The sequence below is a fragment of the Nostoc sp. CHAB 5836 genome (genome assembly GCF_020829445.1).
In the GTDB taxonomy this organism is placed as follows: Bacteria; Cyanobacteriota; Cyanobacteriia; order Cyanobacteriales; family Nostocaceae; genus Nostoc.
The window spans coordinates 1-26,216 of record NZ_JAIVFV010000021.1 but is presented as its reverse complement, the minus strand read 5'-3'; the positions used below and the strand labels follow the sequence as shown (position 1 = coordinate 26,216).

19 protein-coding genes, 1 tRNA gene and 2 pseudogenes are annotated in these 26,216 nt (G+C 42.4%); 6 read left to right on the top strand and 16 right to left on the bottom strand.

The genetic code is table 11. The annotated features are described in order from the left end of the window. Nucleotides 1-4: 4 nt before the first annotated feature. The 4 genes and pseudogenes from LC605_RS06685 to LC605_RS06670 form a co-directional block, all read left to right on the top strand. Nucleotides 5-103 (top strand): annotated as a pseudogene (locus tag LC605_RS06685) (IS5/IS1182 family transposase); the annotation flags it as partial. 90 nt (nt 104-193) lie between these two features. After that, complete coding sequence (locus tag LC605_RS06680) at nt 194-424, top strand: hypothetical protein (protein ID WP_229546779.1); 231 nt, start codon at nt 194-196, stop codon at nt 422-424. A gap of 426 nt (nt 425-850) precedes the next feature. Next, the gene (locus tag LC605_RS06675; RefSeq protein ID WP_229546778.1) at nt 851-4,582 is read left to right on the top strand and encodes a filamentous hemagglutinin N-terminal domain-containing protein; all 3,732 of its coding nucleotides are present in this window, start codon (nt 851-853) and stop codon (nt 4,580-4,582) included. Nucleotides 4,583-4,649: 67 nt separating this feature from the next. After that, nucleotides 4,650-7,241 (top strand): CHAT domain-containing protein, encoded by a 2,592-nt coding sequence (locus LC605_RS06670; protein WP_229546777.1) that lies wholly within the window; start codon nt 4,650-4,652, stop codon nt 7,239-7,241. 121 nt (nt 7,242-7,362) lie between these two features. Here the strand turns inward: LC605_RS06670 and LC605_RS32825 are convergent, their stop codons facing one another. Beyond that, complete coding sequence (locus LC605_RS32825; RefSeq protein ID WP_267868439.1) at nt 7,363-7,497, bottom strand: hypothetical protein; 135 nt, start codon at nt 7,495-7,497, stop codon at nt 7,363-7,365. Nucleotides 7,498-7,834: 337 nt separating this feature from the next. Between LC605_RS32825 and LC605_RS06665 the strand changes: the two genes are divergently transcribed. Further along, nucleotides 7,835-11,032: an S-layer family protein gene (locus LC605_RS06665; protein ID WP_229546776.1), complete on the top strand. Its 3,198-nt coding sequence runs from the start codon at nt 7,835-7,837 to the stop codon at nt 11,030-11,032. Nucleotides 11,033-11,404: 372 nt separating this feature from the next. On the opposite strand, the gene LC605_RS06660 is transcribed toward LC605_RS06665, so the two are convergent. The 14 genes from LC605_RS06660 to LC605_RS06595 form a co-directional block, all read right to left on the bottom strand. Continuing rightward, on the bottom strand, nt 11,405-12,163 hold the full coding sequence (locus LC605_RS06660; RefSeq protein WP_229546775.1) for a DUF928 domain-containing protein: 759 nt from the start codon (nt 12,161-12,163) through the stop codon (nt 11,405-11,407). Between the two features lie 209 nt (nt 12,164-12,372). Then, nucleotides 12,373-14,778: a CHASE2 domain-containing protein gene (locus LC605_RS06655; protein WP_229546774.1), complete on the bottom strand. Its 2,406-nt coding sequence runs from the start codon at nt 14,776-14,778 to the stop codon at nt 12,373-12,375. A 25-nt stretch (nt 14,779-14,803) separates the two neighbouring features. Next, nucleotides 14,804-15,769, bottom strand: coding sequence for a DUF1822 family protein (locus LC605_RS06650; RefSeq protein WP_229546773.1), 966 nt, complete (start codon nt 15,767-15,769; stop codon nt 14,804-14,806). 34 nt (nt 15,770-15,803) lie between these two features. Continuing rightward, on the bottom strand, nt 15,804-16,442 hold the full coding sequence (locus LC605_RS06645) for a sigma-70 family RNA polymerase sigma factor (protein WP_229546772.1): 639 nt from the start codon (nt 16,440-16,442) through the stop codon (nt 15,804-15,806). Between the two features lie 283 nt (nt 16,443-16,725). After that, on the bottom strand, nt 16,726-17,199 hold the full coding sequence (locus LC605_RS06640; protein WP_229546771.1) for a DNA phosphorothioation-associated protein 4: 474 nt from the start codon (nt 17,197-17,199) through the stop codon (nt 16,726-16,728). A 159-nt stretch (nt 17,200-17,358) separates the two neighbouring features. Next, complete coding sequence (locus LC605_RS06635; RefSeq protein WP_229546770.1) at nt 17,359-17,928, bottom strand: Uma2 family endonuclease; 570 nt, start codon at nt 17,926-17,928, stop codon at nt 17,359-17,361. An 11-nt stretch (nt 17,929-17,939) separates the two neighbouring features. Next, a complete protein-coding gene (locus LC605_RS06630; protein ID WP_229546769.1) occupies nt 17,940-20,012 on the bottom strand; it encodes an AAA family ATPase in 2,073 nt (690 codons plus the stop codon). Further along, the gene (locus LC605_RS06625; RefSeq protein ID WP_229546768.1) at nt 20,009-20,182 is read right to left on the bottom strand and encodes a hypothetical protein; all 174 of its coding nucleotides are present in this window, start codon (nt 20,180-20,182) and stop codon (nt 20,009-20,011) included. Before LC605_RS06625 ends, LC605_RS06630 begins: the two co-directional genes overlap by 4 nt. A 327-nt stretch (nt 20,183-20,509) precedes the next feature. After that, nucleotides 20,510-21,994, bottom strand: coding sequence for a DNA phosphorothioation system restriction enzyme (locus LC605_RS06620; RefSeq protein WP_229546767.1), 1,485 nt, complete (start codon nt 21,992-21,994; stop codon nt 20,510-20,512). A 35-nt stretch (nt 21,995-22,029) separates the two neighbouring features. Then, nucleotides 22,030-22,230 carry a hypothetical protein gene (locus LC605_RS06615; protein WP_229546766.1) on the bottom strand — a complete coding sequence of 67 codons (201 nt, stop codon included), beginning with the start codon at nt 22,228-22,230 and terminating at the stop codon, nt 22,030-22,032. Nucleotides 22,231-22,286: 56 nt separating this feature from the next. Further along, a complete protein-coding gene (gene lexA, locus LC605_RS06610) occupies nt 22,287-22,892 on the bottom strand; it encodes a transcriptional repressor LexA (RefSeq protein WP_229546765.1) in 606 nt (201 codons plus the stop codon). A 268-nt stretch (nt 22,893-23,160) separates the two neighbouring features. Further along, a complete protein-coding gene (gene argF, locus LC605_RS06605) occupies nt 23,161-24,081 on the bottom strand; it encodes an ornithine carbamoyltransferase (protein ID WP_229546764.1) in 921 nt (306 codons plus the stop codon). A gap of 453 nt (nt 24,082-24,534) precedes the next feature. Beyond that, nucleotides 24,535-24,951, bottom strand: a complete 417-nt coding sequence (locus tag LC605_RS06600) for a hypothetical protein (RefSeq protein ID WP_229546763.1) — start codon at nt 24,949-24,951, stop codon at nt 24,535-24,537. Nucleotides 24,952-25,198: 247 nt separating this feature from the next. After that, nucleotides 25,199-25,336 (bottom strand): hypothetical protein, encoded by a 138-nt coding sequence (locus LC605_RS06595; RefSeq protein WP_229546762.1) that lies wholly within the window; start codon nt 25,334-25,336, stop codon nt 25,199-25,201. A gap of 200 nt (nt 25,337-25,536) precedes the next feature. Here LC605_RS06595 and LC605_RS06590 point away from each other — a divergent pair. Next, nucleotides 25,537-25,608, top strand: a tRNA-Thr gene (locus LC605_RS06590). A 351-nt stretch (nt 25,609-25,959) separates the two neighbouring features. Here LC605_RS06590 and LC605_RS06585 read toward each other — a convergent pair. Further along, nucleotides 25,960-26,216 (bottom strand): annotated as a pseudogene (locus LC605_RS06585) (photosystem II q(b) protein); the annotation flags it as partial.

The following is a 26,216-nucleotide window of genomic DNA, read 5'->3' as shown; positions in this document are numbered from 1 at the left end:
ATCAACATAACTCCTGCAATTTCGCCGTGTCGCCACCCGATATGAAAAACTTGCAAATTATACAGCTATGATTACGATCGCCTCCATTTTGTTATGGTTATAGTTTGAAAACACGCCCTAGCCCCTAGTTCCTAGTACAGCCTTTGATTAATTCGTAGCGAATTAATCAAAGGCAACACTCTGCAATGCCAATGTGTTGGCTGACAATGCCAATGTGTCGGCTGACAATGCCAATGTGTTGGCTGACAATGCCAATGTGTTGGCTGACAATGCTAATGTGTTGGCTGACAATGCTAATGTGTCGGCTGACAATGCTAATGTGTCGGCTGATCTTGTGACATACTCCTACACTGTACTGTACTCAGTACAGTGTAGGCTTCTCACCCAATCCGGCTATTGCTTAGGAGGCGATGAGCTTTATTAGAGAGACGGAATGCCCTGCCGCCCCTGTTTATTAATTTTAACTTAGATTTGTTCGTTTCCTCCATGTTTCCCGACCGCGCTGTCCCATGGGTCGGGAAACTGTCGTCAACTCACTCGCAATTCATCCCACGCTCCTAAAAGTGAGACGTGGGATGAATTGCTGTTTCAGCTAAAAAAGGAGAGAGGCTTTGAATCTTACTCCCCAACGCTACAAGGGTTGGGGCTGTTCTTGTTAGGTCTGTATTGCACTCAACTAAGAAGCGCTATAGTTGTAATATTTGATAGAGGCAACGCCCAAGTTCAAAAAAAGTGAGCAAAGATCATTGCGATCGCATCGTCGTAAGTACCCTTTACTTTGCCCTTATCTTCATTGGTAATGGACTGTATCAACTCAAAGACTCTTTGTTTCTGAAGGCAAGTTCATCAAATGACTACTAGCAGGAATTGGCGCTGGAAATTGATGCTAGATTGCATCGGGATGAGTGGGGCGATCGCTTTAGGAGTAAATTCTGCAATTGCCCAACCCATAGCTGATGATACCTTAGGCGCTGAAAGTTCTGTTGTTACACCTAATGTTGATATCAATGGTGTCCCTAGCGACCTGATTGATGGTGGGGCGCGGCGAGGAGCAAACCTGTTCCACAGTTTTCGAGAATTTAATATTGATCAAGGACGAGGAGTTTATTTCACAAATCCAGATGGAATTAACAACATTCTCAGCCGAGTAACGGGGGGTAATCCTTCTAATATTTTAGGAAGACTGGGTGTATTGGGCAACGCCAACCTGTTTCTAATTAATCCCAATGGAATTATATTTGGTCAGAATGCTCAATTAAATATTGGTGGTTCTTTTGTTGCGACTACAGCCAATGCACTGCAATTTGGAAATATCGGATTTTTTAGCGCCACTCAAAAAAATATCCCTTCACCGTTGTTGACTATTAATCCTTCAGCATTACTGTTTAACCAGATTAATCAAAATGCAGCGATTCAAAACAACTCAATTGCATTTGGTTTACGAGTACCAAATGGTAAAAGTTTACTGCTGGTGGGTGGTAATGTCAGCATGGATAGGGGAGGATTAAATGCTAATGGTGGACGAGTTGAGTTAGGAGGGTTGGGCGAACCTGGTACTGTAGCGTTGGGTGTAGATGGCGATAATCTCAGTTTGAAATTTCCTGATCATGTTGCGCGAACTTCCGTATCCCTTACTAATAGTTCAGCTGTATTTGTAACTGGGGCTGGTGGCGGTAATATTGCAGTCAATGCTAAGAATCTAGAGATATTGAGAGGAAGTATTTTAAGCGGTGGTATTGGGCAAGGTTTGGGGACACCTGAAACTGTTGCCGGAGATATTACGCTTAATGCTACCGAGTCAATCAAAGTTGCTGGTGGGAGCATAGTTGGTAATCTTGTGCGTTTAGGTTCAAAAGGTAATGGGGGCAATATTACTATCGATTCTGGTTCATTCTCGTTAGGCGATCGCGCTCAACTTGTAACCTCAACTTTTGGACAAGGGAATGCAGGTAATGTGACAGTGAGTGCAAAAGATGCTGTTTCCCTTGCAGAAGCTTCCATCTTCAGCACCGTAGAAGCCGGAGGTGTGGGTAAGGGAGGTAATATCGACATCAATGCTGCGACACTATCACTAATTGATCGCGCTCAACTACTAACCACTACTCGTAGTGCATCTACTACTCAGCCAGCAGGACGGGGGGATCCGGGAAATGTCAATGTGAAAGTTACTGGAAAAGTTGATATTGCTGGGGGGAAAAACGGTTTAAGTGGGATTAGCACCGTTGTGTCCACGGAGACAGTTGGTAATGCAGGTAACATTACTATCGATTCTAATTCTTTCTCGTTACGCGATCAGGCTCAACTTTCTACCTCAACTTCTGGACAAGGGAATGCAGGGAATGTGACAGTACGCGCCAAAAATGCTGTTGATCTTGCAGAAGCTTCCATCTTCAGCACCGTGTCAGCAGGGGGTGTAGGTAAAGGTGGCAATATCGACATCAATGCTGCAACCCTCTCGCTAAAAGATGGCGCTGTACTGCTAACCCTCACTCGTGGTGCATTTAATAACCAACCAGCAGGACGGGGGGATGCGGGGAATGTCAATATTAATGTTACTGGGTCAGTTGATATTGCTGGGAGGAAAAATGATTCTCCTAGTGGGATTGGCAGCAATGTGCAAACGGGGGCAGTTGGCAATGGAGGTAACATTACTATCAATTCTGGTTCATTCTCGCTACAAGACGGCGCTGGACTTGAAGCCTCAACTTCTGGACAAGGGAATGCGGGGAATGTGAGAGTGCAAGCACGAGATGCTGTTTCCCTCGCTGGTAATGCTGGCATCCTCAGCACGGTGGAATCAGGGGGTGTCGGTAAAGGTGGCAGTATCGACATCAATGCTGCAACATTATCACTCAAAGATGGCGCTGAACTGCTAACCCTTACTCGTGGTGCATTTGATACCCAACCAGCAGGACGGGGGGATGCGGGGAATGTCAATATTAATGTTACTGGGTCAGTTGATATTGCTGGGAGGAAAAATGGTTTTCCTAGTGGGATTGGCAGCAGTGTGCAAACGGGGACAGTTGGCAATGGAGGTAACATTACTATCAATTCTGATTCATTTTCGTTACAAGACGGCGCTGAACTTTCTACCTCAACATTTGGACAAGGGAATGCGGGGAATGTCAATGTTAATGTTACTGGGTTAGTTGATATTGCTGGGGAGAAAAATGGTTTTTTTAGTGCGATTTTCAGTCAGGAAAAAACGGAAACAGTTGCCAATGGGGGTAACATTACTATCGATTCTGGTTCATTCTTGTTACGAGAAGGCGCTCGAGTTTCTGCCTCAACATTTGGACAAGGGAATGCGGGAAATGTAACAGTACGGGCACGAGATGCTGTTTCCCTCGCAAACGGTAAGATATTCAGCACGGTGGATGCTGGGAGTGTAGGTAAAGGTGGCAATATCGACATCAATGCTGCAACATTATCACTCAAAGATGGCGGTCAATTGCAAACCCTTACTCGTGGTGCATTTAATAACCAACCGGCAGGCCGGGGGGATGCGGGGAATGTCAATGTTAATGTTACTGGGTCAGTTGATATTGCTGGGGGGAAAAACAGTTTAAGTGGGATTGGCAGCTTTGTGGATAGGGGGACAGTTGGCAATGGGGGTAACATCAATATCAATTCTGGTTCCTTCTCATTACGAGATGGCGCTTTACTTACTGCCGAAACCTTTGGACAAGGTAATGCAGGTGCAATCAAAGTTAATGCTGCTGATTTTTTCACCATTTCTGGTAACAACTCAAACATTAACACTGGCTTGTTCGTTAACTCCCAAAGTCCGACGGGTACTGCTGGAGATATTATCGTCACCTCACCCAAAGTTACCTTAGATAACGGTGGCAGACTTAACGCTCAATCTGCATCGGGTAACGGTGGCGACATCAACATACAAACTGATTTACTGCTTCTGCGTCATGGCGCTCAAATCTCCACCACCGCAGGTACAGAAAAAGCTGGTGGTAATGGTGGCAACATCACCATTAATGCCCCGTCGGGCTTCATCGTTGCCGTCCCCAGCGAAAATAGCGACATCACTGCTAATGCTTACACAGGCAGTGGTGGGAGAGTAGATATTCAAGCCTTTGGTATCTACGGCATTCAAAAGAGCCAGTTCCCAACTTTTCTTTCGGATATCACCGCTAGTTCTGAGTTTGGTGTAAACGGCACTGTAGAACTTAACACGCCGGATATCGACCCCAGCAGTGGCTTAGTCAACTTACCAACCGTACCAGTTGATACCCAAATAGCACAGACCTGTACCGGAGGTAGCCGTGTAGCTAAAAGCAGTTTTACTATCATTGGACGCGGCGGCTTACCACCTAACCCAGGCAATGCCCTCAATACGGACGCAGTGCAGGTAGATTTGGTGACTCTCAACCCAGAAGTAGGTAAATCCTCTACTCCAGCAGTTTCCACAAATCCTACTAGCCCAGCACCAGATCCCATAGTAGAAGCTAGTGGTTGGGCGATCGCTGCTAATGGCGATGTAATTCTTACAGCGAATGCAGCCACTGTCACGCCTCATTCTTCCTGGCAGAATCCAGCCGATTGCCGTGCGTTAAATCAACAGTAGGAAGGTTGATATCGCAACTTACACTGTCTATTTTTAATAAAGACGCAGTGCGAGTGAGGGCAAAAATATGGTATTAAAAAAATCTAGATTACGGAAAATCAAACGCTTTTTAAGTGTACTGCTGCTTTTGGGTATATTCTTAAGCGCTCTTTTATTGCCACCCACCTTTGGACATATAACTTCGGAAAACTCTAGTGTTCAAAGCGATGCCCATGCCCAAAACTTGTATGAACAGGGCAGAAAATTCTATGAAGCCGAACGGTTTGCTGAGGCTGCTACAACATGGCAACAGGCTATCTCTGCATTCCAAGGCAATGGAGATCAACTCAGGCAAGCGATCGCACTGGGTAATTTATCATTAGCTTATCAGCAACTTGGACAGTGGACTGAGGCAGAAGGTGCGATCGCTCAAAGTCTCAACTTATTACAAACTGCCCAAAATCTAGACCCCAAACACCGCTTTCAAATCCACGCTCAAGTCCTAGATATCCAAGGTCGCCTGCAACTGGCTCAAAGTAAAGCTGAAGATGCCCTCAATACTTGGCAACAAGCACTTGACATTTATACCAAAATAGGTAACAAACAGGCAGTTCTTCAAAATCGCATTAACCAAGCGCAAGCTTTACAAGCCTTGGGGTTTTATCGTCAAGCCGAGAAGACGTTAGAGGAAAGTACTAAAATTCTCCAAAGTCAACCCAACTCACCGATTAAAGTTACAGGACTGCGTAGCCTCGGCAACGTTCTGCAAGTCACAGGTGATTTAGAACAATCCCAGCAGAAATTACAGCAAAGTTTAGAAGTAGCTTTATCGTTGCCAGATAAGCAAGCAACAGGTGATATTCTGCTTAGTTTAGGCAATACAGCCCGCGCTTTAGGGCAAACTCCACAAGCTGTAGATTATTATCATCAAGCTGCCAGCACTGCCTTCTCACCGATCACCCGCATCCAAGCTCAAGTCAATCAACTCAGGCTACTGCTGAAAACTAAGCAATTCAAAGATTTTCCCGCGTTATTGTCTCAAATCCAAAGCCTCATTGCTGACTTAACCCCCAGTCGCACAGCAATTTCTGCTCGCATCAACTTTGCCGAGAGTCTAACGCAATTCAAAAAAGATACCACCGTAGACACTCCTTCATGGTTGGATATTGCTCAAATACTTTCAACTGCTGTCCAGCAAGCGAAAAGCTTGCAAGATAGACGCACTGAATCCTATGCTCTTGGTGTTTTGGCACAGGTGTACGAACAAACTCAGCAGAGGTCTCATGCACAAAACCTTACTGAGCAAGCCTTGCTGATGGCTCAAGCTATGGATGCTAAAGATATTGCTTATCGGTGGCAATGGCAGCTGGGACGTTTGCTGAAAGCTAAAGGAGATATTAAAGAAGCTATTGTAGCCTACACCGAAGCAGTTAACAACCTCCAAGCCTTACGTAACGACTTAGTTGCGGTTAATCCTGAGGTGAAATTTTCCTTTCGGGATGAAGTTGAACCTGTATACCGGGAACTAGTAGAATTGCTTTTGCAACCTGAGGGAAATTCCGAACCGAGTCAAAAAAATATCGAAAAAGCAAGCGTTACAATCGAATTACTGCAAGTAGCAGAACTTGACAACTTTTTTCGTAACACCTGTTTGAATGCTCAGATTTCAAGTAAAAAACAAGACCAAACAACGGCAGCAGTCATCTATCCATTTATTTTGCCAGACCGACTAGAGGTGATTTTGCAGTTACCGCAAAAACCCTGGCTGCACTACGCTACTGCTGTAAGTGAAAAGGAAGTGCAAAGTACTTTAAAGCAACTACAGGAAAATTTAACAAAGCCCCACACACTGCGACAGGTTCAGTCTTTATCGCAAAAAGTCTACAACTGGCTGATTAAACCTGCTGAAATTGACTTGGCTGACAGCAAAACTCCTACTTTGGTGTTTGTGCTTGATGGTTGGTTGCGGAATATCCCGATGGCAACTCTCTTTGACGGCAAACAATATTTAATTGAGAAGTATGGCATTGCACTCACCCCTGGTTTGCAACTGATTGAACCTAAACCATTTCAGAAAGAATTAAAGGCAATAGCCGCAGGACTGTCTGAACCAAGTTCTGGATTTTCTGCACTACCCAACGTCAAGCTTGAATTAGAAGAAATCCGCTCTCAAGTACCTAGCAGCATACTTCTCAATCAAGAATTTACCAGATCGGCTTTGCAGAATCGAATTAATTCTCTACCTTTCCCAGTCGTTCATCTTGCAACTCATGGTCAGTTTAGCTCCAAAGCTGAGGAAACGTTTATTGTCGCTTGGGAAGACCGTATTTATGTCAAGCAGTTTAATCAATTAGTGCGAACTATAGAGCAAAACCGACCTGAAGCTATTGAATTGCTCATCTTGAGTGCTTGTCAAACAGCTGCTGGAGACGAACGGGCTGGACTGGGAATTGCTGGTGTTGCTTTCCAAGCAGGAGCGCGTAGTACCATCGCTTCTCTATGGAACTTGGATGATGAGTCCACCACTGTGTTAATGAGTCAATTTTACCAAGAGTTAGGTAACAAAAAACTGACTAAAGCCGAAGCACTGCGTCGCGCTCAACTGGCTCTTTTACAGAGTACTAAGTACAAACGTCCCATGTTTTGGGCACCCTATGTTCTGCTAGGTAATTGGCTGTAAGTAGAGCGACGCAAATAAAGCTAACTCGCTAAGGCTGTCATTTGTCACTTGTCCTTCGTCATTTATAAGGGTTTCAGGTGTATTTACGTTTCGTAATATAGTTTGATTTATTCTTGCCGACTTACTTAATTATGATATTTGGTTCCAATATCGTATCGACCAACAATGCCATTGTATCGGCTGACAATGCCATTGTATCGACTGACAATGCCATTGTATCGACTGACAATGCCATTGTATCGACTGACAATGCCATTGTATCGACCGACAATGCTTATGCATCGACCGACAATGCCATTGCATCGACTTACAATTAGACATCTGGTGAAAAAGAATTGTTTTGACGTAGCAAAGAATTGTTTTGACGTAGCAGTGCTACGTCTCTACAAGGGTTCTGGGTAACGCATATTTAATTTATGGAGATGTGTATTATAAATTTCTGTAAATAAAATACAAGGTTTTGTGTAAAACTAGCGCCATTGAAACTGAGAATTAGGCAAAGGTTACTGGAACCACCAGTAAACCCACATTAGTAGTATGACATAACCAAAGTTCTGCAACTGCTGTTTGCTTAGGGGTGTACAATGTCTGAGATGAGTAATCGTTGGGGCTGGTTTATAGGGATTGCGATCGCTAGTGCGAGCGTTTGGAGTGCAAATTGCGCCCTAGCTCAAGAACTCAAGCCCATACCTGATAATACGCTGGGTGCTGAAAGTTCTTTGGTCACACCTTTTACTCCTGACTCACCTGTTGACGTCATCGATGGTGGGGCGCAGCGAGGTACAAATCTATTCCATAGTTTTCTGGAATTCAATGTAGCTGAAGGACGAAGAGCCTATTTCTACAGTCGCAGCGCGGATATTCAGAATATTTTCGCCCGCGTTACAGGTAGTAAACCCTCCAAGATTTTGGGAACCATTGGCACATTTGGTAACTCCAATCCCAACCTGTTTCTGATTAACCCTAATGGAATTATCTTTGGGCGTAATGCTTCGTTGAATATTGGTGGTTCTTTTGTAGCGACTACAGCGTCGGCGATCGCTTTTGGCAATCAAGGTTTTTTTAGTGCTTCAAATCCAGAAAGTTCTTCATCACTGCTAACGGTCAATCCTTCCGCCTTACTATTTAATCAAATCAAAACCGCATCTATCGAAAATAACTCAGTTGGTTTGCGCGTACCAGATGGCAATAGTTTGCTGTTGGTAGGTGGTGACATCAAAATGGATGGTGGAGGATTGTTTGCTTCTGGTGGGCGAGTTGAGTTAGGTGGATTAGCTGGTGCAGGAACGGTTGGGTTGAATGAGGATGGTAATAATCTAAGTTTGAGTTTCACCGACAGTGTAGAAAGAAGTGATGTTTTCCTCAGCAATGGCGCGAGAGTAGATGTGATTGCTAATGATGGCGGAAGTATCGCGGTTAATGCCCGGAATATCGAGATGACAGGAAGTTTTCTGATTGCAGGCATAGATAGGGGACTGGGTTTTGATAATAGTAAGGCGGGAAATATTGAGGTGAATGCAACGGTCGCAATCAATGTTAATAATGGGAGTTCCATTTTTAATTTAATGCTAGCAGAAGCAAATGGACAGGGAGGTGATGTCAATATCAGTGCTAAGACTTTGCAAGTTGAGGATCAGGCACAGGTGAGTACTGCTATCTTTGGTTCAGGCAAAGGGGGAAATTTAACCGTTGATGCCCAAGACGTGCAACTGATTGGTGAATCAGCCGATGGTCAGGTTAGAACTGGCTTGTTTGCTTCTGCAGTGCGAAACTCAACAGGGGATGCGGGAGATGTGACGATTAAAACTAATACTTTACTAGTGCGAGATGGGGCACAGGTGAGTGCTAGTACTAGTGGTGTGGGCAAGGGGGGAAATTTAACCGTTGAGGCCCAAGACGTGCAACTGATTGGTGAATCAGCCGATGGTGAGGCTGCCAGTAGCTTAGGTACTTCTGCACAGGAAAACTCAACAGGGAATGCGGGAAATTTGACTATTAAAACTAATACCTTGCTAGTGCGAGATGGGGCACAGGTGAATGCTAGTACTGGTGGTGGGGGCAAGGGAGGAAATTTAATGGTTGATGCCAAAGACGTGCAACTGATTGGTAGAAAAGCTGATGATCAGGTTAGCACTGGTTTGTTTGCTGCTTCCGCATTAAACTCAACAGGGAATGCGGGAGATTTGACTATTAAAACTAATACCTTGCTAGTGCGAGATGGGGCACAGGTTTTAAGTAATACAGCTGGTTCAGGCAAAGGGGGAAATTTAACCGTTGATGCCCAAGACGTGCAACTGATTGGTAGAAGTGCCGGTCAGGTTGGCAGTGGCTTGTTTGCTGACGCACAGCTAAACTCAGGGGATGCGGGAGATTTGACGATTCAAACTAATACCTTGCTAGTGCGAGATGGGGCACAGGTGGGTGCTGGCACATTTGGCTCCGGCAAGGGCGGAAGTTTGACGGTTGATGCCCAAGATGTGCAACTGATTGGTAAAAGCGCCGATAATCAGTTTCCCAGTGGCTTGCGTGCTTCCGCAGAGCCAAACTCAACAGGGGATGCGAGTAATTTGACGATTCAAACTAATACCTTGCTAGTTAAAGATGGGGCACAGGTGGGTACTGGTACATTTGGTACGGGCAAGGGGGGGAATTTGACAGTTGATGCCCAGGATGTGCAACTGATTGGTACAAGCGCCGATGGTCAGTCTATCAGTGGCTTGTTTGCTTCTGCACAGCCAGACTCAACAGCGAATGCGGGAGATTTGACGATTAAAACTAATACCCTGCTAGTGCGAGATGGGGCACAGGTAGGTGCTTCTACATTTGGTGGGGGTAAGGGCGGAAGTTTGACCGTTGATGCTCAAGATGTGCAAATCATTGGTAGAGGCAGTGCTTTGGGTGCTTCCGCACAGCCAGACTCAACAGGGGATGCGGGTGATTTGATGATTAAAACCAATACCTTGTTAGTACGAGATGGAGCTGCAATAACCGTGCAGAGTTTGGGAACAGGAACCGCAGGTATCATGACATTAAATTCTCCCTCCATCCGTTTAGATAATAATGCCTTACTTATCGGGAACACACAAAGTGCTGGAATTGAGCCGAATAAGGAGCAAGCGACAATTAACATTAACTCGGAAAATTTAATAATGAGTCGCAATAGCAACATCTTCACCAACGCCACAGGAGAAAACGTCATCGGCGGCAACATTAACATTAACACCGATTTTCTTGTTGGTTTTGAAAATAGCGATATCAGGGCCGATTCTGCTAACTTCCGTGGTGGAAATGTGCGAATCAATGCCCAAGGGATCTTTGGTATACAATTCCGAGATATCGCATCTAATAAAACAAGCGACATCACCGCCACTGGGGTAAGTTCTGAGTTCAGTGGGAATGTAGAAATCAACACACCTGATGTAGACCCCAACAGTGGCTTAATTGAGTTGCCAACAATAGCAGTTGATACTGAAGTAGCACAGACCTGTCAAGCTGGTGGAACTATAGCTGAGAGTAAATTTATGATCACTGGACGCGGTGGCTTGCCCCCTAACCCAGGCGATGCCCTCAGCACTGATGCAGTGCAAGTAGATTTGGTGACTCTCAATCCAAAGGGCGATCGCCGCGATCGCCCATATTTTCCCACCAAAACAACTACCCCTGCACCAGAACGCATCATAGAAGCTACTGATTTGGTGCTAAACGAAAAAGGGGAAGTCGTCCTGACAGCAAATGTTCCCACCACGCCCCATAGTCCTTGGTTTAACTCTGCATCTTGTAGAGCAAGTTAGCATTGGACTTCACTGGGACTGGAATGCCATTGCATCGCCTGACAATGGGATTGTATCAACTTACAATAAGTAGCTCGGCGCAATTAAAAATAACTGGTGATGGCTGTCATTTGTCCTTAGTCATTCCTCCTTGGTAAGGGTTTCAAGCCCATTTACGTTTTGTTACATAGTTTAATTTATTTTCACCGACTTACTTACTGCGCAGCTTTTGGCAAAAAAATAAAAAATGTGTAGAACAAAACCCAACCGAAGAGCGGGGTTTGTTGGGTTTCGCATTGCGCTCAACCCAACCTACAAATATTAAAAACCTACGCAGTATTGAAAAGTTTTACTGAAAATATAAACGAATATTGACAAATACGTCCTTCACTGCTAACTTTCTAAGTTGCAGCACTCCACGTTTAGTTCAGTTGCAAAATCATTCAAACCAACAGCTTGCAACATCGCCGTCCAAGAAGGATCTTGCGAATTGATGCGACGCAGTTCACTAGCAACGCTCAACGCGTCATACCAAATACCATTGGTTCCATAAAGGGTTACGCGCTGGGTTGGTGTCGCTTTTTCCAATTGAGTTTTCAAAGCAGGGTTCGGTCGCTCCCGTTTTACGTACCCTTCAACATTAGCAACAATTTGATTGTCTTTATTACAGTATATGTTGAAATACCAACGATACCGCTTACCTGTCTCCAGAGGTGCTGCTTTTGACGGCAAACGAAGGCTGACTACTCCAGGTGTCGCCGTTAAAGAAGTCTTGTAAATAGTTTGATTTTGGGCTTCATCTTCTAGCACAAACTCTCCATAGGCAAAGTCGGATGAATAAGGAACATAAAATAAAAAACTAGGATACCCAGCGATCGTTGTTCCAAAGACCAATTCTGGATTTGAATAAATAGGTACTAAGGCTGTGAGTCGCTTTTGAGAAGAAGTCAGGGGCTTGTTCATCTCCTGACTACAGCCACGGCTACCTGCTTCTGTTCGCTTACCTGGTTCTCCGGTGTCTACTGGTGGAGGCGGCGCAGCGAAAATCAATGAGTTATTTAATTGTTCCTTGGAGTCTTGAGGCTCTGCCCGCACTTGTATACAGCTAAGGAATGTTAAACTAACGGCGAGGAAAATTTGAATCTTTTGCATAAGTAGGTCGGCGCAATTAAAGATAACTGGTGATGGCTGTTATTTGTCCTTTGTCATTCGTCCTTGGTAAGGATTTCAAGCCTGTTTACGTTTCGTCACATAGTTTGATTTATTTTCACCGACTTACTTAGACAATTTCATGTTTTTATGACTCATACCATTTTGGATTTTAGACTTTCCTGCGGAACCAATCATTTTTCAAATTGGTATCACTTTGTAGAAATAAGTTGTTGCAGACTTGGTTGTGAAGATAGGTAAATCGCCACTGTACCGCCAGTAACGACTAAAACCAAGGTTGACGGAACTAAGGGAACCCAAATGCCCTGATAAAATAGAATTAAGCAAAGAACGTATAAGATTACAAGTACACATCCTCCCGCTAGTACTAAATATACTCCCGACCGATCGCCAATAGGGAATGTCTGCAATACCATCAAAGCGAGTGTCTGCGACACGGCGTAGCCGAACGCACCTCCAACCACAGACCAACCTGAAATCCACAACACTTCACCCCAAACAGGTAAAACTCTTATCAAAGGTCGCCTATCCATAACAGCACTCACTAACTGACTGACCATTTGTGCTTGCAGAATCACCCCCGGTATTTCTTGAGAAGAACCCTGCTCACTCATGTAAGGGGTAGGAATATAATCACGGAAGCTTTGGGCAGTAGTACCAATGAGAACAATTCGGTCTTTGACTTGATCAGGGTTGACCTTACCCTTAAGAACATCTGTGAGCGTGACTTTAGGAGCAATTTCTAAAGGAGAACCTTGATAAGAGCGGTAATTGAGCAATATTTGATAGCCCCGTGTATCGGCTTGTTGATAGCCTCCGATGTGCGATTTTCCTTTGGAGACACTTCGTGAACCCAACCGTTTAACAACAACGTTACCTAGCTGCAAATCCCCTTGGGGGGTGTATTGAGCAGAAATTCCTTCTTTCTTTAAGTAGTGGAATGCTAGTTGGGCGTTAAGGGCGTAATGTGCAGTACATGGGGACGTTGGGTCTGCTGGTTGCATTGCTAATAAATGACGACGCAAAACATGATCTGAGTCTGGGATAATATCACTAAATCCTTGGCGTTCTGGTGGAACCCCTTTTGGAGATGGAACTCCTGGATAGTTTTGTGTGCGATCGCTAACTTTACAAATTGCAAATAAATTGTCATCTGTTTGCCAACGAGTGGTTAAATAAGCTTGGTTAGGTTGTACTGGTTCGCTACGATAGATATCCAAGCCAATGGTTCGCGGTTTCAACTGTGCAAGTTTGTCCAACAGTCGCGCCAGTGCAAGATTTGACAGTGAGCCACTTCTTTGCTTCTGCTCTGGTAGGTAAAGATCATCTTCAGTTATAGTGACTATCAAAAGGCGCGAATCTTGCTTTTCTTGTGGACGCGATCGCATTAATTGATCGTATGAGAGCAACTCCCATGTTTGCAATCCTCCTTGGTGTCTGATTCCTAATACACCAGCAGTTACCAGCAAACTCAAAAGTAACAAACTTTCGAGACGACGAGTATTAAAAAACCATCGGGACTTTAACCAAGTTATTGGCACTACGGCAGGATGTTCGCTAATTACTGGCAACCAACTTGCACCTGGATATTCCTTTTCTATTCCTTTGAGCCTTTGTCTGGCAGTGCGAACCGCAGCATATATAGATTGTCCTGATGAAAAAACCTCTAGAAAATGCTTTAAAAATGTTTGAGCTACCTGATCTGGAACTGGTTCCCGCATGACAATAATTTGCGGAATCTGCAAATCTTGTAGTTCTCGCGCTAATCCTAATCCATCACAGGAGTTAAAAATCGCTAATTGTAAACCGTTGGCAACAGCATTTCTCAGGGCATATCTGAGTTCATCAATTGTTAATTTATCTGTCTCATTAATATAGATACAACTAGTTTCAGCCTCACTCTTACTATGACCTGCGAAAAATAAAATATTCCAAGGTTGTTTCCACAATTTGTCGTTGATATCTGAATATTGAGGTTCTACTAAAAAGGTTGTAGTGGCATTAGGTAATTTCTCTAGTAACTGGCGGTCTTGCTCCACATCAATACCCTGGCTATCGCCCAAAATTGCCAAAATTCTAATTTTATTCCTAAAGGTAGATGTCTGCAATGCAGCTGTTACTGGTTCTGATTCTGGAATGCTGAGAACAACTTCAGCTTTGAGGTAATCTCGGTCTATCAAATCCCACAAATGCCAAGGAAGTTTTTTGAGTTGCAAGCAATGAGTGCGAATCAACACCCGCACTTCTTCATCTGGCATCAAGTGTTTAAGCCATTTTTCCCGCACGGGACGAAAAGACTCTGACAGCAACCAGTTATTCAGATGCTCCCGCACCTCACTAGCTTTTGTGTCGCACTCCTTACGTCGCTGGGAGATAGAACCATCGTAAATAATTTTTTTGGCTTTGATGCGGGTAAATTTCCACAAGTTGCGATATGTAGATTCCCACTGGGCAATTGCTGTTGCCATATCTAGGTTGGAGGGCAGCTTGCCAGTCATTTCTGTAGTCGGGCGTTTGCCCTCTTCCCCAATCTCCAGTGTCACTTGCACGCCTAAGTGCAAATCGCCATCTAGCTTCAGCACAACTAACTTTCTCATTGGCAGCACCCCCCTGCTGTTGTTCTTAACAAATGGCAAAATTTTCTATAATGCTGATATCTCCCAGAACAAGTTTTATGCTGAAACGTTCTCCCACCTCACAACTAAACTCCAATTGAATATTCTTATTGCTGCTTCTAGTTTGGGCTTCCATCACAGATGCCCCTTCAAAATCTAGCACAATTAAATGAAGATTTTCCGGCAGATAATCTTGTCCATTTGTCGGATGAACTTCTATGATAATGTCCATCTCTTGTTCATTGTTTGGAGGCAGACTCAGGACTAAAATCACTGCTTGATTCCTCAAAACTTTTCCGAAATCAATCAGCTTGCCCCTACTAATAAAAGCACCTGCTTCACTTCTCAGACTCCCTGCTGGATTGACACCTTCAGTGCCTAAAAGAGTTTCAATTTCTTGCCAACCGGCTTCAAAAATATTCTCCAGCCACTGCTTCAGTTTCACTAAATCCTGATTAGAGGTAAGGGAATCATCAGCTATTTCAGCAAGCTGGAATTGAGAAAGTTCTTCTAAATACTCCAATAAATTGTCTAAAGGTTGCAATTCGTTAATCGGGAACAAATCAGTTTGTACGTGCTTGACAAATCCCAGCAGTGTTGCTTCTCTAAATGATTTGCTGATTTGCACAGCTACATAGCCAATTCGATTTGATTGTACTTCAGGCGGCACATAAACAAATTGTGCATCTTCTAATACTGGGCGACATTCTAACAAGCCCAAGTTCTTTAGCGACAAATCAGCGACATCCATCAGTGTCTGTTCTATGACATTCCAACTGTTACTTTTATTCAAGTCTGTCTCAAATCCCATGCAACGTAGATAAGAATTGGCGAAAGACACAGATAGAGTATTGAGATAAACTTGTTCAGCTTTTGCTTGGGTGGCTTGTTGCCGGCGTAACTCTTCTGCTCGATGCCTTCCATCTACAGGTATCGGGGCTGAAAATCTTAAAAATTCTCTGATTTTGCTCATATTTTTTGCCTAACTAATTAGATTATTTTAAATATTAAATATATAAATATTCCTGAAACTTATTAGCAAACTTTTTCAAACAACGTTGGTAAAAATTATGTAAACAGGTGATTCCAATGCCCCATTCTGCTGAAATATCTTTCCAGGAAATACCTGAACATCTTCTTTTAGCTATAGCTTGAAAATTTGCCTCTGGATGACCTTTGATGTGTTCCTTGGAAAAAATTAATTCTGGGTCAGCTTCTATACATTCTCTTACTTGTTCAAATAAAGACATAGGCTGAGACGAGGGTAGATTTTCCCAGCTAGAACTTTCGAGATTTATTTCATTTTCTTTACCCATAACTTTGGGGATAGCTTCTGGAAAAAAACGTTTAGTTAATAGCATATTGACCCAAGTCATTACTTCGCCGCGTTCTGGGTCATACTTATTAATATTGTTGTCTTGACAAAGATAGAAAAATAAATTTTGTACTGCCTCATCATAAATATCTTCATAAAGTAGTTGAAATTGACCTTTATAAGGATGAACAAGCTTACCTGATTGCCAAATAGCATTAATCAGCCGTGTTAAAGCTATCCGCTTTTCCTTAGTTAGGTGTGTGTATTGTTGGGCTGCGATCGCTAATTCTTTAAGCTGTGTATTTAGTTGTTTTCTCCAGTCATTAGTCATAAAAGACCTCGAATCAGTACGCACCAAGCTGCGAATTTATATATATCTCATGTATTGATCGCGACTTTTACACAAACCAGCTACAATTGTTACAAAACTTTTTGCTCATGCATTTAACTGGGGGCTGTGAAGATAAGTAAGTTGGCGCGAAAAAACCTAAATATGTTACGAAACGTAAATAGGCTTAAAACCCTTGTAAATGACGAAGGACAAATGACAAATGACAGCCTTAGCCAGTTAGCTTTAATTGTGCCGACCTACTTAAGCGTAGATTGATAGTGTTTTATGAAATAAATTTGCTTAAATCAAAATCCTCTTCTTGGGAGTTATCTTGAAACCTTTCATGGCTGAGAATCAATAAAATCCTTTCAGAATAATCTACTGCACCCCGGATTTCTGATTGTAAGATTTCAAGTCCACCATTGGCATATTCTTCAAAAATATAATTACGTTTTTCGTTATTGTTTCCTTCTTCGAGAGATAAAACTTTTATGTCTTGAGTTTCAGCAATTGCTATTAAATTTATTACCGTATTATATCCCCTGACTATAAACTGTTCTTGGGGTATTGGCGATGGTTCCCTTTTAGAAATCTCTCCCAAAACCACCCGCCTTTTATGTTTTGCACCCAAAGCTGCTGCAAACACAATCACATCAGCAAAAGTATTAAAAGGCCCTGTTGCACCATCTGAAGATGTTAAATCCTTCACCAACTCAGCCTTATCTTTAGCAACCCTGATTCTGCCAGTTTCCGCCATTGTTATAATATTTAATGTGTAGCTATTTTAACCGAAAGCCAAGAGCGATGCCTACACCTACGCACTTGGCAAGGTATGATTTAATCAAGGATAATTTAAATTTTACATCTTCTCTTCTCTCTGCGTCCTCTGCGCCTTGGCGGTTCGTTTCTCCAAAACCTATATTGCAAACTGAACATCCTCATAAACCAAAGAAATAGGAAAGCGAAAATCAACGCTAGTTAAATTAACCTCATCCCCTTCTTCATAAGGATGTAATTCCCAAATCCCTTTGTCATTTATACGAAAGCAATCTAAACTAATTTTTTCAGCATCAATGAGGACATATTCTTGTAAAGTCTGAATACGGCGATACTGAATAAATTTTTTGCCTCTATCGTAAGCTTCTGTACTTGGCGAAAGAACCTCGACAATTAAACAAGGATACTGAATAAATTTAATCGCTTGTCTATCTCTTTCATCACAACTCACTACAACATCCGGGTAATGAAACGGGCCGTTCTCAGTTACTCCTACTTTTGCATCTGCCATAAAAGCACGACAGGAACTTCCTCGGAGGTGACTTTTTAATGCCGAAGCTAAGTTTAAGGCAATACTAGTATGGGGAATAGTACCGCCAGTCATAGCGAAGACTTCACCATTGATATATTCGTATTTAATATCTTGGTGTTCTTCCCATTCCAGGTATTCTTGGGGAGTCATATACTTTCCGTCTGGACTCGCAACCATAACTTTATCCTTTAAAGATTACGTTCAACCGCGATAATTTCAGTATACTCAAACTCATTTGGACTTTGTTTCACCAAAGGATATCTTTCACCACCCAACTGAATATAATCTTGTTCACAATCCGGCTTAGATGAATAATAGGTAAGCACATATTCTCTACCGATTCTATTTGTCATTTCTGCTTCTACCTCACCTCGCCACTGAGTCTTAGTAACTAAAACTATCAATTGATTCGCTAATTGGGGAATTGTCTTGGCAATATGTCGCCGCGAATTCTCATCCAAACTACCAAAAGGTGAATCCATGACAATTGGGAAAGTGCTACTATCGGGAATCATCATCATTTTTCGCTTTTCACTCCATTCCCGCACTTTGTCAATAATACTAGCTATAAAAGATAAACTGAGAATTTGATTCTCCCCGGTGGATGCTGCAACAGGTGCTTCTATACCTGTAGTATTTTCTACTAATGTCAGTTCATATTTATCACTAATTTTAGGAATATATGGAGTTACAGAAATCTCAGTAAATATCTCTTGCACTCGCTTTTCTAATTGCAGACGAAATTGTTGTTCTTGACGATTTTTAACTTCTGTTAACCGTTCGATTGCATCTTGAGTAGCGTTAATCCGTCGCTGTGCTAAAGTTTGCTTGTCTTCATTCAGCTTTTGTTTGCTGATTTGTTTATTCAAATCTTCAATTTCGGTTGTGAGTTGAGCAATTTGCTGCTGATTTGCACCTTGTTCTCTATTTAATTCATCAATTTTACTTTCAATTTCATCTAACCGTTTTTGCAAACTGCTAATTTCTTCATTAGCATCTTTTCGCAATCGTTCTTGAATATTGTCTAAATCACCTTCAATCTGAGATATGCTTTGCCTTAATTGATTAATTCTAGTTTGTTCTCTATCAACTTCTTCCCAAAAACCTATGGCTTGCTTGTCAATTTCATCTACTTGAGCTATCATCCGAATTGCAGTTTCTTCTACCGCCGAAGAACCTGCTTTATTTAACCAAGTACTCACATGAGTATGAGAATGATTACCCTCGTGTAACTCTGCACCACAAATACAGCGTTGAGAATTGAGTAAATCATTGATAAATTCCCGCGAAATTCCTGATGTTAACTCGCCTCGTTGCTTCAAATCATTGATAATTCCTCGAAACTGGGATGTAGTTTCTGACAGTAAAACGGTATAACCCCGTGTGGAAATAACTTTTTTCAGTGCTTCTTTAGTTTTTTTATATTCTTCTTGATTCGCCGCTTTTTGCGATTCTAAATTTTGCCATCTCTCTTGCAATTCCTTAGCAGCACTTAGTTCTCTTAAACGGTTACTTGTCTCTTTTTTAAAAGTTTGTTGATATTCTAACTCTTCTTTAATTTCCGTTTGCCGTTTGTTAATGCGTTCACGTTCTCGCTCTATTTTTTCTTGCTGTCGTAATAGTTGTTTTGTTTGGGAATCACCAATAGCTTTTAAATCATTTTCTAAAGTTTTTTTAGCATCTCCTAAATGTCTGATAGAACGGTTGATTACCTCCACACCCAAGAAGATTTTTGTAGCTTCAGCAATTTCAGCTTTTTTATCAGAACGGACTATTTCTTCAATTCGTTCGCCGTCAAAGAAAAAATATTGATGTAAAGTAGCGGGTAAAATCTGATTAATTATATCGTCTGGTTGCTGAGTTGGTATATTCCATTTGCCATCATCTGCACCAACCCACATGGTTAATTGAGTTTTGCCAGCGTCTAAGTCATTTTCGTTTTTATAACCCCGACAGGCGCGTTTAACTCGATAGCGTTTACCTTCATGTTCCCAGCCAATTTCTACCCAACATTCTACAGCTTGACTTTTTTGAGCCTCTGCGATCGCACGCTTATTTACTAACTGTTCTATGGATGCAAATGCTGCACTAAATTTTTCATATAATACCCAAGTAAAGGCATTTAGTAAACTAGTTTTTCCAGAACCATTATTGCCATGAATAATCGTTGTGTTGTTAACATCTCCACCCGCTAAGATCATCTCTGGTGTTGTACCATAAAAGGAGCGAAAGTTGCATAGCTTGATTGAAGTCAGCTTCATCGCACCTCTTCCTTAATAATGTCCACAATATTATCATTTATATGGCTGTTAATCTTCTTATCTAGTCTGCCTTTTTCCAGCTTCCATACCCGCTCAATAATTTGCCGTACTTCCGGCGGAGCGTTGGTTATTAGCTCCTGCACATCATCGATATTCGCCTCTTGTGACATCTTCGGTTTGGAAATATACTTTTTCTATATTTTAACTTTCTCTAGTGCTGTATTTACCTCCGTAAAGCTACTGTTAGCGTTATCTTTAATTTGGCAAAAACTATTTTTTCCAATTTCTAATTTTCTTTGAAAAAAGACTTTATTATTTAATCGACTTCTGTTATGATTAATATCAACAGTCTAGATCATAATGGGATGTAAGTGCCTTTAAAATTTTTACTTACATCCCATTACGATCAAACTCATTATTTTATTATTTCATATTTGATGCTTCTTTTTTCAAAACTCGAAAAATTTTACAAAAAAATACAACTATATAATTCATCATCAAATATCTAATAAACCATACCGCTTTTGTAAATCAAGTAACTTCATTCTTGCAACGCCTGCGTTATCAGCTAAATCAGCAAACTCCACAAAGCGGCGCAATTCCTTCTTCAACAGATTACGCTCAACTTCTATGGTTTCTCTATCTAAATCTGGTGGTAAAACAATCATGTCAAATATTGTTGCGCGTTCCTTAGCAGGATGAGGACGTAAAACCCGCCCCCGTCGCTGAATAAATTGGCGCGGATTACCGGAACTAGATAAAATCACCGCAGTTTGAATTGCCGGAATATCTACACCTTCATCTAAACAACGAATTGCGACTAAACCTTGCAATTCCCCGCTTTCAAATTGATGACGCAAAATTTCTCGTTCTTGTAAAGTTGTTTGGGCTGTATAGGTACTTACCTTATACCCTAAATCCGCCCCCAGAATTTTAGCAACAGCTTTGAGTTGGCGTAGCGACGAACGTTGTCCCGCATCTTGGGAACCATCACTACAATAAAAAAGAGTGTGAGTAGTTTCGCGGCGAGTTATCATTAATTCATGCAAGGCGGTTAATTTATTTTCCGCCGCACCAATTAATCTTGCCCGTTGCATCAACAACGGCTTTAAATCTTCATTGTCTTCAAAATTTCCTGCTTGCCCATTTTCTCGTTCTCTATATAGTAGCGATCGCCCAATTCTTTTAGTTAGCTTTAAATAAGCAATACTTTCGGCTTCAGTTAACTCTACCAGCACTGGATAATACAGATAATGTACCAAAGCACCTTGAGCGATCGCATCCCTCAAAGTAAACTCTGGCTGGAGAACTGGGCCAAAATAATCAAATAAAGATTGTGTACCAAAATCATCAAAATACCTCTCCGGTGTGGCAGATAAAGCCAATCTCAACCCCACACTGCGCGGTAAACTTTCTTCTAACTTGGGTGCGCCTAAATTATGCGCCTCATCCCCAATAATTAAAGTTTTGGCGGGAAAATATTTGAGTTGAGACCCAAATCCATCTCCAATTAAAGTAGAGTTTGTAGTAATCACCGTGACAAATCTTTGAGAACCAGAACGCAGATTATAAATTTGGGTAGAAAGTTGACTTTGCCAAGTGCGTAGATTCTCAAAAGCTAAAATGGGTTGCAAATTAAATTTTTCACATTCTCGCGCCCATTGGGTGACGAGATGGCGGTAGGGACATACCACCAACAGAACTTGTAAATTAATCTGCTGATATAATTCACAAGCGATCGCTAATGCGGTAATTGTTTTACCACTACCAGTAGCCATTTTCAGCGTCCCTCTACCATTGTTAGTAAACCAGCTAGCGATCGCTTGTCGCTGATATTGCCGTAATTGCAGAGACATAGGCATTCTTGGGCATCCTGGTAATGGTTGCGGAGTATAATAACTGCCCAAAATTTCCCTTGCAATTGGTAATTTCAAGCGGAAAGTGGGCAGTTTTTGCTGCACTGAATTTGACGTCAGGTACATAGGGGGGTTAGGAGTTGGGAGTTAGGAGTTAGGAGTTAGGAGTTAGGAGTTGGGCGTTGGGAGTTGGGCGTTGGGAGTTGGGAGTTGGGCGTTGGGCGTTGGGAGTTGGGAGTTGGGCGTTGGGAGTTGGGAGTTGGGAGTTGGGCGTTGGGAGTTGGGCGTTGGGCGTTGGGAGTTAGGAGTTGGGCGTTGGGCGTTGGGCGTTGGGAGTTGGGAGTTAGTAATTTAAAACTCATAACTCATAACTCATAACTCCTAACTCCTAACTCCTAACTTCTAACTTTCTTGTTACTCAGTTGTAACCACGCCAAACACCAATGAGAGAACCTTGTACCTGTACTTGTTGAGCCATGACTTCAATGGGATTGTACTTAGGATTTGCTGGTTTCAGGGTAACGCGATCGCCACTCCGATAAAAACGTTTTAATGTCGTACCAAATCCATCTACTCTGGCGGCGACGATGGTGCCATTTTTCAAATGATTTGGTTCTGCTACTGGACGCAGAAATACCACATCGCCATCAGTAATTAAATCTTCAATCATGCTATCGCCAGCTACGCGCAAAGCATAGGTTTGGGGAGGTAACTCGAAATTAGAAAAGTCTAAATGATCTACAGCATCAGTAAATGGTTCTATTAAACCACCAGCAGCGATCGTGCCCAAAATTGGTACACCTTGCTTCACAGACCGCAAAATCCGAATCGTTCGCGCTTGGCCTTCAGTCCATTCTATATATCCCTTAGCGCGTAAATGTTCTAAGCGACTTTGAATTGGTGCTGGTGACTTCAAGTTCATCGCTTGCATCATTTGTCTAATTGAAGGCGAATGCTGGTGCGATCGGATGTATTCTGTCAACCATTCGTAAAGTTCTTGTTGAGCTTCCGTTAGACGTTCCATAAATAAAGGGGGAAGTAATTATAAATGTCTTTAGAACATTAGTACTACAAAAAACTCCCCATAACAAGAGAAAAGTAAAAATATCCTAAGTCAAAAGCAAGATTATTTTATTTTCTTTTACCCATTTATTTTTGATTCTTTACAAATTAAATAGTTAAGAGCCAGCAGCACACTTACTACTCTGACTCCCAACTCCCAACTCCCAACTCCTAACTCCTAACTCCTAACTCCCAACTCCTAACTCCCAACTCCTAACTCCTAACTTTTTTCATTCCGCCCCTAAGATACTGGCAAGCAAAGCCTTTTGAGCGTGCAAGCGATTTTCTGCCTGTTCCCAAACTCGTGATTGAGAACCTTCAATAACAGCTTCGGTAATTTCTTCGCCGCGATGGGCTGGTAAGCAGTGTAAAACAATTGCCTGTGGATCAGCAAGGCTCAATAGCTGCTCCGAAATTTGGTAAGGCTGGAAAATTGGCATCCGATTGTCTGCCTCTGCCTCTTGCCCCATACTCGCCCAAACATCAGTGTAAAGTACAGCAGCTCCCTTAGCCGCTAGTTCTGGATTATGAGTGAGAAGGACTTCAGTTTTGTGATTAGCGATCGCTCTTGCTTGTTCTACAATCCTAGAATCTGGCTCATATCCGCTAGGGGTGGCAATTCTAACATTCATCCCCACCAAAGCACAGCCCAACATCAAAGAATTAGCGACATTATTTCCATCACCCACGTAGGTTAAAGTTAACCCAGCAAGAGTGCCAAAGCCTTCTTGAATCGTCAATAAATCCGCTAATACCTGACAGGGATGTTCTGCATCGGTAAGCGCATTAATTACCGGAATATTGGCATAGTGAGCAAAAGTTTCCAAATCCTGCTGTGCAAAAGTGCGAATTGCCAAAATATCCAGATATCGGTCTAACACTCGCGCTGTATCCTGTAAAGGTTCCCCGCGACTAACTTGAGTGACATTAGGATTGAGATCAATTACCTGTCCACCCAGTTGGTACATCGCGACTGTAAAACTTACCCGTGTACGAGTTGAAGCTTTGGAGAACAGCAACCCCAAAACTTTATTACATTGCAACTTCAACTGTTGTGATTTAAGTTGAGTTGCCAATTGCAGGAGTTCTTGAAGTTCCGTAGGACTGATGTCCGCTAGACTTAATAAATCTCGTCCGAGCAATGCTGCCATGCTTGTAATCTGTAAAAAATAATTATATATTTCTGTTCCTTTATTCAGCTGTGCCAAGAAAATATAATTTTAGAACTGACTAGATATTTTTGGGTTCAGCCCAGGATTTGAGTTAGCTTTTGCTATGAGTATTAATTTATCAGTAAACCAAAAAGTTTTTTTCAAAGAGTGATGCCTGCGGTGGTCACTGAGCTTGCCGTTGGCGCAGCCTCTCGTAGAGAAGTGCGGGCTACACCTATGCTAATCACACTTGCGTAAGCTACTGCTCAGAAGGCTCTCAATTGTTTCATTACTGAACTAATCGGTTCAGTTTAGCTGTTTGGGGAATTCGCCAACGGTATCCGCATCTCGGCTCAACACCTATTTGGGTGTCCATACGACCTAATTAGGGCAGCCAGTACCGTGCGGCTGCCCAGTAGCTGAAAATATTATTTTTGACAACACAATTGAATTTTATCGGTTTAGATTGAAAACTCCTCTGTTAAAAGGCTCTGGATCAGTGAACCAATTACCACTGACTCCTGTAGTACTTGTAATACCGTTCCAGGTTTGAACGTAGTTCAATGGACGGATATACCGTCGTAGAGTGAAGTTTGTACCTGAGAAATGCCCAGTAGCAATATCTGTTTCAAAGTACCCTGAATTTGGAAAAGTCATTGTAGCAGTAAAACAAGTTCCCTCAGTACATCTGTAAGTACCATTAATATTTAGTACTGTATTTGATCCCGAACCTTGAGTGTTACCGTGATATCCGGTATAAGTACCAACACTAATAGATTGTGAAAGTGCTACACTTGGCGATAGGAGCGTTATGCTGCCCATCATTAAACTTGTTGTCAAAGCCGCTCTCGTTCTAAGATTTGTTTTCATCAGCTTTTCCTTATTTTCTTTCAAATTAAGTGAGTCTTTTACAGTGAAGTTACAGACTTTCTTTTGGGTACAATTCCAGTTATACCAATTACGAAAAGTAGTTAAAAAACTTTACTAGGACTTACGCAAAATCATGAAAAAACGAACCGCCAACTACGCCAAGTACGCCAAGAAATAAGAGTTGCAGAGACTTTTTGCGTAAGTCCTGTTTACATTATTCTCGTGTCTTGGCTACTATGTCTGCTGGTTAGAGTATCCCGTAATTGCAAGTATCATAAGTGACAAAACTTTTAGCGTAGGCGTAGCCCGCCGCAGGCATCGCTCTTTGCAGAAAAAGTTTTTGGTTTACTGGTGATTCTAATCGCTGATTTTTTTGGTTGATCACACTTGCAACGCCAACTTAACCATCTAGGCACACAAAAGCAGCGATATTGGCAAAGTTTCTGGTCTTTTAGCCTAATTTCTGAAGAGGGAGATATTTTTTAGCAATTAAGGGTAGACAAATAAATTGATTATGGTACAATAATAAATTGTGGTTGCTAATTGAGAGCGATGCCTAGGCTGAACTACGCCTACGCCAAACCCGCCAGCATAGCACAGTGGTAGTGCATCCGACTTGTAATCGGAAGGTCGCGAGTTCAAATCCCGCTGCTGGCTTTAACAGAAAACCTCAGGTTTTAGGGGGTTTTGCTTTTTGAGCAATACTCCATCCCGCGATTTAGCAGATTAATATTGTGCTAAATTACCCTGAAATTCAGCGATAACCTGCCGGAAACCAGGGTATTATAGCGCTTCTTAGTTGAGTGCAATACAGACCTAACCCCCAGCCCCTTCCCTACAAGGGAAGGGGAGTAAGATTCAAAGCCTCTCTCCTTTTAGGAGAGAGGTTTGGAGAGAGGTGAGACTGTATTGCTTCCATTCGAGAACCGCTATATTTAGCTGATTGTTCAAACTAAAAAGCGCCCTCTCTTACGAGAGGGCGCTTTCCGATTTAACGAAACTTCCGAATTAACCGTTGATCGCAGGGGCGGTTAGAGCCACAGGAGCAATTTCACCAGCAGCCAAATCCAGAGGGAAGTTGTGAGCGTTACGCTCGTGCATTACTTCCATACCCAGGTTAGCGCGGTTGATTACATCAGCCCAAGTTGCAATCACACGACCTTCAGAGTCAATAATTGATTGGTTGAAGTTGAAACCGTTCAAGTTGAACGCCATTGTGCTGACACCCAAGGCGGTGAACCAGATACCGATTACAGGCCATGCTG